General features: G+C 75.7%; 11 protein-coding genes and 1 pseudogene. 6 read left to right on the forward strand and 6 right to left on the reverse strand.

Annotation, left to right across the window (positions count from 1 at the left end; genetic code table 11):
• The first annotated feature begins 227 nt into the window (after positions 1–227).
• Both AB0D01_RS09925 and AB0D01_RS09930 read left to right on the forward strand, forming a co-directional pair.
• Positions 228–887: a GPP34 family phosphoprotein gene (locus tag AB0D01_RS09925; RefSeq protein WP_363054601.1), complete on the forward strand. Its 660-nt coding sequence runs from the start codon at positions 228–230 to the stop codon at positions 885–887.
• A 76-nt stretch (positions 888–963) separates the two neighbouring features.
• Positions 964–1,614 (forward strand): GNAT family N-acetyltransferase, encoded by a 651-nt coding sequence (locus AB0D01_RS09930; protein ID WP_363054602.1) that lies wholly within the window; start codon positions 964–966, stop codon positions 1,612–1,614.
• Between the two features lie 20 nt (positions 1,615–1,634).
• On the opposite strand, the gene AB0D01_RS09935 is transcribed toward AB0D01_RS09930, so the two are convergent.
• Positions 1,635–1,862: a hypothetical protein gene (locus AB0D01_RS09935; RefSeq protein ID WP_363054603.1), complete on the reverse strand. Its 228-nt coding sequence runs from the start codon at positions 1,860–1,862 to the stop codon at positions 1,635–1,637.
• Positions 1,863–2,068: 206 nt separating this feature from the next.
• Between AB0D01_RS09935 and AB0D01_RS09940 the strand changes: the two genes are divergently transcribed.
• The 3 genes from AB0D01_RS09940 to AB0D01_RS09950 all read left to right on the forward strand — a co-directional run bounded on the left by AB0D01_RS09940 (position 2,069) and on the right by AB0D01_RS09950 (position 6,732).
• The gene (locus AB0D01_RS09940) at positions 2,069–3,517 is read left to right on the forward strand and encodes a DUF6493 family protein (RefSeq protein ID WP_363054604.1); all 1,449 of its coding nucleotides are present in this window, start codon (positions 2,069–2,071) and stop codon (positions 3,515–3,517) included.
• A gap of 168 nt (positions 3,518–3,685) precedes the next feature.
• Positions 3,686–4,519 carry a class I SAM-dependent methyltransferase gene (locus tag AB0D01_RS09945; RefSeq protein WP_363054605.1) on the forward strand — a complete coding sequence of 278 codons (834 nt, stop codon included), beginning with the start codon at positions 3,686–3,688 and terminating at the stop codon, positions 4,517–4,519.
• Between the two features lie 167 nt (positions 4,520–4,686).
• Positions 4,687–6,732, forward strand: coding sequence for a hypothetical protein (locus AB0D01_RS09950; RefSeq protein WP_363054606.1), 2,046 nt, complete (start codon positions 4,687–4,689; stop codon positions 6,730–6,732).
• Positions 6,733–6,768: 36 nt separating this feature from the next.
• On the opposite strand, the gene AB0D01_RS09955 is transcribed toward AB0D01_RS09950, so the two are convergent.
• The 4 genes from AB0D01_RS09955 to AB0D01_RS09970 form a co-directional block, all read right to left on the reverse strand.
• On the reverse strand, positions 6,769–8,097 hold the full coding sequence (locus tag AB0D01_RS09955; protein ID WP_363054607.1) for a HAMP domain-containing sensor histidine kinase: 1,329 nt from the start codon (positions 8,095–8,097) through the stop codon (positions 6,769–6,771).
• A complete protein-coding gene (locus AB0D01_RS09960) occupies positions 8,097–8,804 on the reverse strand; it encodes a response regulator transcription factor (protein WP_363054608.1) in 708 nt (235 codons plus the stop codon). Before AB0D01_RS09960 ends, AB0D01_RS09955 begins: the two co-directional genes overlap by 1 nt.
• Positions 8,805–8,937: 133 nt before the next feature.
• Positions 8,938–10,584 (reverse strand): alpha/beta hydrolase, encoded by a 1,647-nt coding sequence (locus AB0D01_RS09965; protein ID WP_363054609.1) that lies wholly within the window; start codon positions 10,582–10,584, stop codon positions 8,938–8,940.
• A gap of 144 nt (positions 10,585–10,728) precedes the next feature.
• A complete protein-coding gene (locus AB0D01_RS09970) occupies positions 10,729–11,571 on the reverse strand; it encodes a helix-turn-helix transcriptional regulator (protein WP_363054610.1) in 843 nt (280 codons plus the stop codon).
• A gap of 155 nt (positions 11,572–11,726) precedes the next feature.
• On the opposite strand from AB0D01_RS09970, the gene AB0D01_RS09975 reads away from it, so the two are divergent.
• Entirely contained in the window at positions 11,727–12,485 is a 759-nt protein-coding gene (locus AB0D01_RS09975) for an SDR family oxidoreductase (protein WP_363054611.1), read from the forward strand.
• Between the two features lie 95 nt (positions 12,486–12,580).
• Here AB0D01_RS09975 and AB0D01_RS09980 read toward each other — a convergent pair.
• Positions 12,581–13,081 (reverse strand): annotated as a pseudogene (locus tag AB0D01_RS09980) (DinB family protein); the annotation flags it as partial.
• Between the last annotated feature and the right edge of the window lie 295 nt (positions 13,082–13,376).

A 13,376-nucleotide genomic window follows, 5' to 3' on the forward strand; every position in this document is an offset into this window, starting at 1 on the left:
GACTCCTCGCCACTCTAGGGGGCGCGAGGACGAAGCCCACGTGGCCGCTCCTGCCGGGCGGAGCTCTGCCCCGTTCATCGGCGCGCGGGGCCGGCGACATGAGGCCGGGCCCTGATCGGGCGTCCGGGACCGGGCGGGTCCGCGCGGGCGATACTGCTCGTGGTGGTCGCCCCGCGCCCGGGCCGGTGGCGACGCCCCGTTGTCGATGCCTGCGAGGGGAGCCGTTCATGAGTACGGCGAAGGACCTGTTCATCATCGCCATGGATCCGCGGAGTCAGGATCGCGTGGGGCAGGGCGATCTGTCGCTCGCGCTCGCGGGAGCCGAGCTGATCGACCTCATCGGGGCGCGGGCCGTCACCGTGGACGGCGACCGCATCGTGCCGGGCGAGCCGCCGGCGGAGGCGCCGGCCGACGCGTCGGTCCCGGACGACGCCCTCCTCGGGGAGGCGGCTTCGGCGCTGGTCCGCGAGAAGCCGTTCGAGCGGATCGAGGACTGGTTGTGGCGCCGGGGCCGCGACCTGTCCGCCGCGTACCGGAAGGCGTCGGAGGCGGAGGGGCAGCTGCGCCGCAGGCGCGGCGGCCGGCTGCCCTTCGGCCCCGAGCAACTCGAGGTGGTGGACACGCCCGCCCGCCGCCGGGCCGAGGACCGCAAGGACCGGGGCGAGCCCGTCCTCGCCGAACTCGCCTCCGCCGTGGGCGTCGACGGCGCCCGGTCCGCGAGCGAGGAGGGTGGCGGTGCGGAGCCGGGTGCGGGCGCGGACCTCGGCGGCGAGGCGGTGACGACCGTGCTGGCCGTCGTCCACGACGCCGTGATGGAGCTGGAGGCGGTGCGCCGGCGGCGCAACATCGAGAACACGGCGTTCGCCAACATCTGGCGCGTTCCCTGAGCCGTCACGGGAGCCCGCGGCGTGTCCGCGGGCCGTCGGCGGGGGCGGGCGGCGGGCCGCTGTCTACCGTGACGTCATGAACCCACGTACAGCGCCCGCGACGGGCGGCCGGGAGGGCTACGGGATCAGGTGCGGGCGGCGGGCCGAGTCGGCCGCGATCTCCGCGCTCCTGGCCCGGGCCTTCGCGGACGATCCGGTCATGGGGTGGATGTTTCCCGAGCCGTCCGACCGCGAGCGCCGCATCGCCCGCTTCTTCGCGTTGCTCCAGCGCCAACAGCGGCCCCGGACCGGCGGGGTCCGGGTGGCCGCCACCGGCGGGGGTCGGCTGCTGGGGGCCGCGTTGTGGTCGGGGCCCGGCCGGTGGGCGCCGGCCGCGGTGCGGGAGCTGGCGACGCTGCCGCGCTACGCGTACGTGTTCGGCGTGGCCGGCCTGCGCCGGGCCGCCGACGTGGAGAACCACCTCCACGACGCCCACCCGACGGAGCCGCACTGGTACCTGCCGACCCTGGGGACCGAGCCCTCCGACCGGGGGACGGGCGTCGGCTCCGCCCTGCTGCGGGAGCAACTGGCCCACTGCGACCGGCTCGGCGAGACCGCCTACCTGGAGTCCAGCAAGCCGTCCAACGTCCCCTTCTACGAGCGGTTCGGCTTCCGCGTGAGTGGCGAGATCCGGCTCCCCGACGGCGGACCGCCCCTGTGGCCCATGTGGCGCGAGCCCGGACCCTGATCGGTCCGGCCCGGTCGGACTCAGATGATGTGGATGCGCTCCAGGGTGCCCGCGGTGTCACGGATCATCAGGTCGTGTCCCTTGGCGCGCTCCTGCTCGATGAACCCGAGCAGGAGCACGGCCCGGTTGATGACGTCGGACTTGCTGACGCCACTGGCCGCGACGAGTTCGGACACCACCGTCACGGCCGGCGGGCACAGGGTCACGGAGTAGCGCTCCGTATCGGGGTGGGGAGGCAGTTGGTCCACGGGGGTTTCCTTTCCTCTGACTCGTCGGCGAGGCTTCGCCGACGCAACACCGGCGCATCACAGACTCATCACTGACGCATCGCTTTCGCACCACAATCGCACGTCGGTGGTGCGAAAGCGATGCGTTTTCATGCGCCGGTCCCCGCACCGTCCGGTGGGTGGCCGGAGCCCGCCGTCGTGTCAGTGGGTGCGCCTAGCGTGGCGGCATGATCTGGACCACCGCCTCTCAGGACATCCTCCCGACCGTGCCGCCGGTACGGCGGATCGACGCCGCGCCGGACGGGCTCGCCGAGACCGTCGCGGCCACGGCGGACCACCTCGACTCCTGGACGCCCACCGTGGCGGAGTTCGAGCGCGTCCTCGACGGGCTCGTACGGCAGGCGCACCGTGACCGCGTCGCCCTCGTCGTCGCCCTCTGGGAGGCCGTGGGGCACCGCTACGCCGAGGAGGAGACGGAGGCGCACCGGCTCTCCGGGGTGGACGTCGTGGTGGCCACGCTGCTGTCGCGGGTGCCGGGGTACAGCCTGCGGCCCGACCGCGTCCGTCGGTCGAAGGGGCACGAGGAGTGCGCGCAGGGCGGGCTGGAGCTGGTCCTCGCGGCCCGGATGCGCGAGATCGGGTACGCGCTGCTGTGCGGGCACCTCCTGCCGTTCCCGCTGGCGACGCCGACCTGGGACACGGGCGCCCTGGACGCGGCCGAGCTGGTCGAACGGCTCGCGGAGTACCGGCGCCATGGCGCCCGACCGGGGCCCGTCGACTTCGGGCAGGCCCTGCTGCGGGTGCGCCGCCCCGATCCGGCGGCGGCGCGGGCCGCCGCGCGGCTGGGGACCGACGAGGGCGACCGGCTCGCCGCCTGGCTCGGCCCCGACGGCGGGCCGGGCGTCCCCGTACGCCGCGTCGTCGCACCCGATCCGGGGGCGCACCGGGCGTGGACGCGGGCGGGGACGACCGTGCCGCAGGTCGTCCTCGCCAGTGGTCGCCGCCCCCTCCTGCCGGCGGAGTTCCCGGAGGCCTTCCACTGGCTCGACCGGCCGCACGAGGGTTTCACCCGCTGCTACCACTGGCACGCCGGGCACGCGATACGGGCGGCGGTGCTGCCCGAGGACCGGGACACCCAGGCCGGATGGCTGCTCCCCGGCGTCACGCTGGCCGCGACGGCCGGGGACCACGGGGGCTCCTGGATGCTGCCGCACCTCGCCCGCCTCGGCGGGCCCGCCGGGCCGGGGCTGCACGCCGCCGTGGCCGCGGGGCTGGGCGGCAGGTACCCGGACGACCGCGCCCCGGCCGTGGAGGCCCTGCTGGTGCTCGCCGCCCGGGGCGAGCTCGACGTCGTGCTCCTCGGCCGCGAACTGGCCGCGATGGTGGCCCTGGGGACCGTCAAGCCCAACCGCCTCGCGGAAGCGGCCCGTTCGGCGGCGGCCGCGGGGGCGTACGCCACCGTGTGGGCGGTCCTCGCCGAGGTGCTGCCGGCGGTGCTGCCCTCGGTGCGGGGTGCGGGCGAGGTCCTGGCCGTGGCCGCCGACTGCGCGGAGCGCAGCGGAGCCAGGGGACCCGTACCGGCCGCGCTGGCCACCGCGGCGGCCCGCTCCGGCTCCTCCAGGACGGTCACCGAGGCCCGCCGCCTGCGGGCAGCGCTCACGCAGCCGCGCCCGTAGGCCGTGTCCGCCCCCGTAGGCCGTGTCCGCCCCCGCCGGCCGTGTCCGCGCCCGCCGGCGGGACGGGCCCGTCTCCGCGCGCGACCCCGGACGGGGACATCTAGGCTCGAAGGGCGACCGCGCACCGTCAGGGGGGACCGTAACGGTGGGGAAGCGGAGGACTGCGTCATGACCGAGGCGAGCGAAGCGGACCGGGCCGACCACGCCCTGAAGGCCAAACACCGGGCGATGTGGGCCCTGGGCGACTATCCGTCCGTGGCCTCGAACGTCGTCGCGGAACTGGGCGACGTACTGGTGCGGGAGTGCAACGTCCGGCGCGGGGACCGGGTCCTCGACGTCGCGGCCGGCTCCGGGAACGCGGCCATCCCCGCCGCCGCCCTGGGCGCCGACGTCATCGCCTCCGACCTCACCCCCGAGCTGATGGAGGTCGGACGGCGGCTCGCCGAGGAGCGCGGCGCGCGGCTGGAGTGGCGCGAGGCGGACGCCGAGTCGCTGCCTTTCGAGGACGGTGAGTTCGACACGGTGATGTCCTGCGTCGGCGTCATGTTCGCCCCCCACCACCAGCCCGCCGCCGACGAGCTGGTGCGGGTCTGCCGCCCGGGCGGGACCATCGGGCTGATCAACTGGACCCCCGAGGGATTCATCGGGCAGATGTTCAAGACGATGCGCCCCTACGCTCCCCCGCCGCCGCCCGGGGCCCAGCCCCCGCCGCTGTGGGGCGACCCGGAGCACGTGCACACCCTGCTCGGCGACCGGGTCACCGACGTCGACGCCGACCGGCGGATGCTGCGCGTCGACCGGTTCGAGCGCCCCGAGGAGTTCCGCGAGTACTTCAAGGAGTGCTACGGGCCGACCATCGCGACGTACCGCGCCATCGCCGAGGACCCCGAGCGGGTGGCCGAACTGGACGGGGCCCTCGCGGACCTGGCCGCCCGACACCTCGACGGCGGGGCCATGGAGTGGGAGTACCTGCTGGTCACCGCGCACCGGACCGCCGCCTAGCGCGAGCGCGCACCCGCACACGCACGCCTACGGCCCCGCCCGCGCCCCGGGCAGGGCCGTACGGGCGGTTCGGGGGCCGCCCGTACGGCGGGGATCGGCCGCGGACGCCCGCGACGGTGTGACGCTGGCCCGAACGTGTGCTGCGGTCGGGAGGAAGCGCTGTGCGGATGGGGATGCGCCGGGGACGTCGTGGGTCGTGGGCGTGGTCGGCCGCGCTGGTCGCGGCGGCCCTCGCCGTCGGGGCGGGGGCGGCCTCGGGCGACCCCCGGCCGGGCGGCGACGAGGGCCCCGGCGAGGCCCACCGGCGCGGCGTGGTCCGGGGCGCGGACGGGCCGCTCGCGGACGCCGAGGTCACCGTGTACGAGGCGGGCACCCGCTTCGGCGAGCGTCCGCGCCGGCTCGGCACGGGCCGCACCGACGGCAGGGGCCGCTTCGACGTGGCGTACGCGCCGCCCCGCTCGCCGGGCGCGGTGCTGTACCTGACGGCGGACGCCCGCCCGACGCGGGGGCGGGCCGACGCCCGCGTCCCGGAGCCGCTGCCCGTGCGGTTCGCGGCGATGCTGACCGGTGCGCCGCGCGGCGCGGAGCGGGCGGTGACCGTCACGGAGCGGACGACGGTGGCGGCCGGGTTCGCCCTGGCCCAGTTCACGCGGGAGGGCGGCTTCGCCGGCCCGTGGCCCGGCCCCCGCAACGCCGCCTCCGTGGCGCACAACCTGGCGGACGTCACCACCGGCGGGATCTCCCCCTTCCTCGCGGCCCCGCCCAACGGCGCGCTGACGTCGACCCTGCGCACGTTCAACTCGCTGGCCGACGCGGTCGCCGCGTGCACGACGACGCGGCGCGGCTGTACGGAGTTGTTCGACGCGGCCCGCGTCCCGGGCGGCGAGCGGCCCCGCGACACCCTCCAGGCGGTGGCGGACATCGCCCGCGCGCCGGGAACGCGGCCCGAGCGGGTCTTCGCCCTGGCGCGCCGCCACCCGGCGTACGGGCCCGCGCTGGACCGGGCCCCGGCGGCGTGGACGCTCGCCCTGCGCTACGAGGGCAACGGCAGGGAACTGGACGGGCCCGGGAACATCGCCTTCGACCGCGCCGGGGACGCCTGGGTCGTCAACAACTACACCTACGGCGCGGACCCCCGCGATCCGGTGTGCGGCGGCAGGCAGCTCCTGCGCCTGCGCCCCGACGGCCGGGACGCCGCCGGCGCCCCCTATTCCGGCGGAGGCCTCTACGGCGCCGGCTACGGGGTGGCCTTCGACCCCACCGGCGACCTGTGGGCGACGAACTTCGGCTTCCAGGGACAGGGGTGCCCGCTGGACCCGGACCCGCTGTTCCGCAGCGTCTCGCGGTTCGACGCGCGGGGCCGGGCCCTGTCCCCTCCGCAGGGCCTGCGCCGGGGCGACTTCGTACAGCCGCAGGGGGCGCTGTCCGGACGGGACGGCACGCTGTGGGTGGCGAACTGCGGGAGCCGCAGCGTCACGCGGGTTCCCGTCGGGCACCCGGAGCGGGCCCGGAACCTGCCGGTCGGCGGCGGCGCGCTGGTGAAGCCGTTCGGGGTGTCGCTGGACGGACGGGGCCGGGCGTGGGTGACGGGCAACGGCAGCGACAGCGTGGCCGTGTTCGCCCCGGACGGGACGCTGGAGCGGACGGTGACCGGCGGCGGGCTCAGGCGCCCGCTCGGGATCGCCTCGGACAGCCGGGGCAACCAGTGGGTGTCGAACAGCGGGGCCGTGCCGGTGCCCTGTGAGGACGGGACCTCACAGCAGTTGGCGGACGCCGTGGGCCCGGCGGGCGGCCCGCCGGCGGACGGAGCCTCGGTGACGCTGATCGAACCGGACGGGCCGCCGGCGCCGCGCGCGTTCACCGCCGGGAGCCTGACGCTGCCGTGGGGGATCGCCGTGGACGGCTCCGACACGGTGTGGGTGGCCGACTTCTCCGGGCAGCGCGTGACGCGACTGTGCGGGGTGCGGACCGAGGCCTGCCCGCCGGGGCACCGGACGGGGCAGCCGATCTCCCCCGCCGACGCCGGCTACGGGTTCGACGGGCTGGTGCGCAACACCGCCGTGCAGGTCGACCCGTCGGGCAACGTGTGGCTGACCAACAACTGGGAGCTGGTCCCGATCCAGACCAATCCCGGCGGGCGTCAGTTGGTCGTGTTCGTCGGTCTGGCCACGCCGGTCCGCACCCCGCTCATCGGGCTGCCGCGAGGGCTCTGAGACCCGCCGCGGCCCGCAGTACCGCGGGCCGGCGGCTCAGCGATCCGGGGTGTGCGTCGGCAGGTGGAAGCCCACCTCCGCCCCTCCGTCCGGGACGGCGCGGGCGAAGACCGTCCCCCCGTCGGCGGTGACCAGGTCGTGGACGATCGCGAGGCCGAGGCCGGATCCGGCCGTGCCCTGCGTGCCGGCGCCGCGGTGGAAGCGGTCGAAGACGGCCCGTTCCTCGCCCGGGGGGATCCCGGGCCCGTGGTCGCGCACCGACAGCCGTCCGTCCGCGACGTGGACGGTGACGGGCGTACCGGCCGGGCTGAACTTGGCCGCGTTGCTCAACAGGTTGTCCACGCAGCGTTGCAGCGCCCGCGAGCGGGCCCGGACGAGGACCGGGCCGTCGGCGCCGGTCACGGTGACGGTGCGGCCGGTGCGCTGTCGCCACCGTCGGGCGGCGTCCTCGGCCGCGCCGGTCAGGTCGACCGTCCCGGGCTCCTCCCCCGTGTAGCGGTCGGTGGCCAGTTCGACCAGTTCCCGTACGAGGTCGTCGAGGGCGACGGTCTCGGTGACGAGGGTGGCGAGGATCTGCTCCTCGTCCTCGGGGCCGAGCCGTCCCCGGGCCCGTTGCAGGAGTTCGGCGCTGCCGCGCACCGAGGTGAGCGGGGTGCGCAGTTCGTGCCCGGCGTCCTGGACGAGCCGCTGCTGCTGGGCGCGGGAGCGGCGCAGCGCCCGCAGCATGGCGTCGAAGCTGTCGGTGAGTTGGCCGATCTCGTCGCCTCCGGCGGGCGGCAGCGGGGTGGAGAGGTCCTGGGTGGTGGTGATGGTGCGGGTGGCCCGTACGAGCCGGCCCACGGGGCGCAGGATCCGGCCGAGGGCGAGCCGGCTCAGGAGCGCCGCGACGCCGATGGCGGCGGCGGTGGTCCAGGTGATCCGCCACAGGAACACCTCTTCGAGGCGGACGGCTCCCTCGTAGCTCTGCGCGACCATCACGGCGCCACCGGCGGGCAGCGGTCGGGTGAGGACGCCGTACTCGGCGCCGTCGACGACGACGTCCTCCCGGCTGCTCCCGGAGCCGGTCCGGGCCACCTCCAGGGCGGCCGGGGCCACGGGCAGCGGGGCGGCCGGGCTCGCGGTCGGTGGTCCGACCCGCTCCGCGCTGCCGTCGGGGCGCACGATCTGCTCCGTGGTGTCGGGTCGGACGGGCGGGACGCGCCCCGCGTCGAGGAGGGCGACGACGGTGTCGGCGCGGTCCACCAGGCCGCGTTCCAGCTCGTCGGCGACCACCTCGCTGACGTTGCGGAACGACAGGAAGGCGGAGAGGGCGATGGCGAACGCGGCGGCCGCCACGACCACGCACATGATCTTCGTACGGAGCATCAGGCCGGCCGGATCGTGAAGCCGACGTTGCGCACGGTGTGGATGAGCCTCGGTGAGCCGCACTCCTCCGTCTTGCGCCTCAGGTAGCCGATGTACACGTCGAGGGAGCGGGAGGTGGTGTCGAAGTCGAATCCCCATATCCTTTCGTAGATCCGGGTGCGGGTCAGGACCACCCCCGGGTGGCCCAACAGGAGTTCCAGCACGTCGAACTCGGTCTTCGTCAGGTCCAGCGGCCGCGCCCCGCGCCGGACCTCGCGGGTGGCCCGGTCCAGCGTCAGGTCCGCCACCGTGAGGAGTTCGTCGGCGCCGGCGGCGGCCGGGGCCTCGGAGCGGCGCAGCAAGGCGCGGATGCGGGCGAGGAGTTCCTCGGTGGCGAACGGCTTGGCCAGGTAGTCGTCGGCCCCCGCGTCCAGACCGGCCACGCGGTCGCCGATCTGGTCACGGGCCGTGAGGACCAGCAGCGGGAGCCGCTCCCCGCGCCGGCGCAGGGTCCGGCACAGGGCCAGGCCGTCCATGCCCGGCATGACCACGTCGACCAGGGCCAGGTCCGGTTCCTCGTGGTCGAGCAGGGCCAGCGCCGCGAGCCCGTCGGGGGCCTGGAGGACGCGGTAGCCCTCGAAGCGCAGGAGTTGGTCGAGGGTGCTGCGTACGCCGGGGTCGTCCTCGACGACCAGGACCGTGCGGCGGGGCGTGATCACGTCTGTCATGTGATCATCCTGGCGCGTGTGCGGCCCGGACCCCGACCGGCACCCGTCCGATCGTCGGATCGGCACGGGGCGGGCGGGGTCGGGGGCGGCCGGGTCGGGCCGGCGGATCAGGAGGGCCGGTCGGGCGGCCGGGTCAGGGGCGGACCGGCTTCACCGCGATCGGCGGGAGGGCGCCGAGGCACGAGGTGTCGCCGGTGCGGCCGGTGCGGATGAAGCGGGTGGACACGCCGGTCACGCAGCCGCTCGGTTCCAGCTCCGGCACGTGCCCCACGTTCGCGGCGGACAGGAACCGGCTGTCGCGGAACTGCCGGGCCGCCGCGCGGCCGTTGGCGTCGGGGGTGTTGGCGTCGAGGTCGCCGGAGAGCACGAGGACGGGCACGTCGGGCAGTCGGGGGTGCGTGGGCTGCGGTCGCTCGGTGCTCTCCCGGGGCCAGCCGAGGCACACGTCGCCGCCGTCGGTCGGTCCCTCCAGGTAGCCGCGCGCGCCGAACGCGCCGAACGCGCCGGGTCGGGCGGCGTCGAGGGCGGCGCGGTACTGCCGCCGGCGCTCGGCCGGGGAGGCGTCGACCGACCAGGCCTTGCGGTAGTCGTTGCAGACGACGGCCACGTACGGGGCCTGGTCCTCGGCGGAGGCTCCGGCGTAGTCCTCGCGGACCAGCCGCAGCAGCGGGCCCGTGTCCCCGTGCGCGAAGCGGTTCAGGGCGTGCGGGAGGTCACCGAGGAGCCCGGCGGCGGTCGGGTCCGCGCCGACGCCCCGACTGGCGGCCTCGTAGGCGAGGTTGGCGAGCTTGCCCTCGGTGAGGAGCAGGCGGCGCGGGGCCGCGCCGGCCTCGCCGGGCACCTCCACGTCGAGGGGCCGGGCCCGCAGGCGGGAGGCCGCGGTGGCGAGGTCGCGGACGGCGCGGTCGCCGTCGCAGGCGGGTCGCCCGTCGCCGGGCGCGGGGACCGCGCGCCCGCAGACGCGGTGCAGGGCCAGGGAGACGGCCTGCGCGCCGGGGCGGCCCAGCGGGTCGAAGGCCAGCGGGTAGGCCCCCGACAGGACGATCGAGCGGACCCGCTCGGGGTGGCGGCTCGCGTAGACCGGCATGAGGTAGGTGCCGTACGAGAGCCCGTAGAGCGTGAGCTTCGGGACGCCGAGGCGCGCCCGGACGGCGTCGATGTCGTCGGCCGTGGCCGCCGAGGTGTACGCCCGCGCCCGGGGGCCGAGTTCGCGGGCGCAGCGGGCCACCGCGTCGCGCTGCTGTTCGCGGGTCCCGAAGCGGTACTCGGCGTCGGTGAGCCCGCAGGGCATCCGCTGCGAGCGGCCGGTGCCCCGGGGGTCGACGAGCAGCAGGTCGTGGTCGTCGAGCAGGTCGTTCAGGGCGCCGGTGAAGTGCTCGGCGCGGTCGACGGCCACCTCGCCGGGGCCGCCCGGGTTGACGGCGACGGTGCCCTTGGCCGGTCCGGCGGCGCGGTGGCGTACGACCGCGTAGGCCACCTCGATGGTGCCGAGGTCGGGTCGGTCGGCCACCATCGGTCGCCTCACGGTGGAGCAGTCCACGCGGTGACCCTCCACCGGCGGGCACCACGCGGGCCGGCCCTCGACCCCGGACGCCGGGCGCGCGGAGATTCCCGGGAGGCCGTCCTCGGGGGCGGCGGCCCGTGCGACCGCCGTCGTCGAAGCCGTGACGAGGGGTCTGGCGGGGGTCGCCGAGGCCGTCGCGGCCGGCAGGGCCGAGGCCAGCAGCGCGACCACCCCCACAGCCATCGCCGCCCGTCGGATCCCGTTCACCTGTGCCATGCCCGCTCCTCGCCCCTCGTCGTGTGGTGCGCGTGTCGACTCCCGTGTCGTCGACCGCGAACACCACGGTGCGGGGCGTGCCGCACGGCCGCGCAAGAGCGACGGCAAAACCGTGTAAGAAGTGCGGTGGGCGTACGTCCCGGCTCAGCGGTCGGCGCCGGCGGCCCGGCGGCGGGTCGCGTCGAGGCTGCCCAGCAGGGTGAGGGCGTGGGCGCTGCGGCCACCGGGTTCGGCGTGGTAGATCACGAGCTGTTGGCCCGGGGCGCCGCGTACGTCGAAGGTCTGGTAGGTCAGCGACAGGCGGCCCACCTCGGGATGGTGGATCTCCTTGTCGGCGCCCGTCTTGGCCCGGACGATCTGCGCGTCCCAGAGGGCGGCGAACTCCGGGCACGACTCCCGCAGGGCCGCCACGAGTTCCCGCAGCCGCGGGTAGTGCGGGTCGAGGCCGGTGGCCTGGCGCAGGGCGGCCGCGGTGGCTTCGGCCGCCCGCTGCCACGGGGTGTGGAAGGTGCGGGCGGCGGGGTCGAGGAAGGTCATGCGGGCGAGGTTGTCCGCCCTCTCGAACGGTGAGAACAGCGCCCTGGCCAGGGGGTTGAGGGCCAGGAGGTCCAGGGCGGGCCCCAGGACGAAGGCCGGTGTGGTCGCGTAGCCGTCGAGGAGTCGGCGCAGCGCGGCGTCGGTCGTCTCGCGCGGTCCGGGCCGGGGGCCGGCGGGTACGGCGTGGGCCAGGCGGTAGAGGTGGTCGCGGGCGTCGTCGTCCATGCGCAGCGCGCCGCACAGGGCCTCGACGACCTGGGGGGAGGGGTTGCGTTCGCGTCCCTGTTCCAGGCGGGCGTAGTAGTCGGTGTTCACTCCGGCCAGGACGGCGACCTCCTCCCTGCGCAGGCCCGGCACGCGGCGGCGTCCCCAGGAGGGCAGTCCGGCCGGGCCGGGTCGCAGGCGGGCGCGGTGGGCGCGCAGGAAGTCGCCGAGTTCGTTGCTGGTCACCGACCCAGGCTAGGGCGGGGGGCGCGGCGCCGCCTGGGTGCGTCATGCCCCGGCAACACCCGTCCTGGTCGCGGTCCGCGGGGACGGCGAGGCTTCCCGGCGTGACGGTCGCCCCGCCCCGGGGCGGCCGGTCCGCCACCGAGGGGATGAGGAACATGACGCACGACACCACCGACACGGCGCACGACACCGTCAAGACGATCGCGATCACCGGCGCGAGCAGCGGCATCGGGGAGGCGACGGCGCTGCGGCTGGCCGCGGACGGGCACCGGGTCCTGCTCGGCGCCCGCCGCGAGGACCGCCTGGAGCGGCTGGCGGCGCGGATCGGCGCGGCGGGCGGCACGGCCGTCTTCCAGCGCCTCGACGTCACGGACGCGGCGGACGTACGGGCCTTCGTCGCACGGGCCCGCTCGGCGTTCGGCCGGCTCGACGTCCTCGTCAACAACGCGGGGGTGATGCCCCTTTCGCCGCTGGCGGCGCTCAGGACCGACGAGTGGGACACGATGATCGACGTCAACGTGCGCGGCGTCCTGCACGGGATCGCCGCCGCCCTGCCCGTGATGCGCGCCCAGGGCGGCGGCCACGTGGTGAACATCGCCTCCGTCGGCGCCCACGAGGTCTCGCCGACGGCCGCGGTGTACTGCGCGACGAAGTTCGCCGTCCGGGCGATCTCCGAAGGACTGCGCCAGGAGTCCGCGGGGGACATCCGGGTCACGGTCGTCTCCCCGGGCGTGACGGAGTCCGAACTGGCCGACCACATCGGCGATTCGACGGCCCGCAGGGCGATGGTGGCGTACCGCGCGGTGGCGCTCGCGGCCTCGGCGGTCGCGGACGCGATCGCCTACGCGGTGTCCCAGCCGGCGCGGGTGGACGTGAACGAGGTGATCGTCCGCCCGTCACCGGCGGCCCGCTGAATCCGTTCGCGCAGGGCGGTCCCCGCCCCGGGGCCTGGCGTCGAACTCCCGTCGTCGCTCGCCGGACAGGCGGGAGTTCGACGACGGGCCCTAGGGCCTGTCGTGCCGTCGAGCATCTCGCGCAGGATGTCCAGGTGGCCGTTGTGGCGGGCCGTCTCCTCGGTGAGGTGGAGGAGGATCCAGCGCAGGTCGACGTGGAGGCCGCCGCGGACGGGGCGTTCGGCCCGGTCCTCCAGTGCGTGCCCGGCGACCAGTTCGCGGTAGCGGGCGCTCTGTTCGGCGTATTCGTCGAGCAGCCGTGCGAGCGGGAAGTCGACGGCGATCCGCATCTCGCGGTCGGGGTCCTCCTCGGTCCAGGGGCCCTGGTCCGCCTCTCCGAGGAAGACCACCTGGAACCAGTAGTACTCGACCCAGCGGAGGTGGTTGATCACTCCGCTCAGGGTCATCAGCGGTGAGCCCGGCAGGAGGGCCTTGCGGGCGTTCTCCGCGGAGACGCCGTCGCACTTGGCGCGGGCGGTGTCACGGGTGTAGTCGAGGAACGTGGTGAGCTGGGTGCGCTCGTCCCACGCGGGCGGCGTGTCGTCTGTTCTGGTCATCGGGCGAAGCGTCCCCGATCGCCGCCGTCGGTGTCGAGGGATTATCGGGCGCCCCGGCCCGGACGGGGGCCGCCGGGGCGGGTGGGGAGTGGGATCCGCCCGGGGCGTACCGGACCTCCCCGGGGGCTCCCGTGTCGGAAAGGGGAGTTGGGGCCGATTCGCCCCACTCTCTCCCCCACCCGAAGGAACGGCCGAAATCGTTCGTGAAATTCGTTCGAATTCCCGGGCGCGAGAAGAAGCCCACGAGCCCCTCACCTCGGCTTTGAAACAGGCGAGCGAATATCCCGCCGGTCAA

The sequence above is a fragment of the Streptomyces sp. NPDC048606 genome (genome assembly GCF_040650855.1).
In the GTDB taxonomy this organism is placed as follows: domain Bacteria; phylum Actinomycetota; class Actinomycetes; order Streptomycetales; family Streptomycetaceae; genus Streptomyces.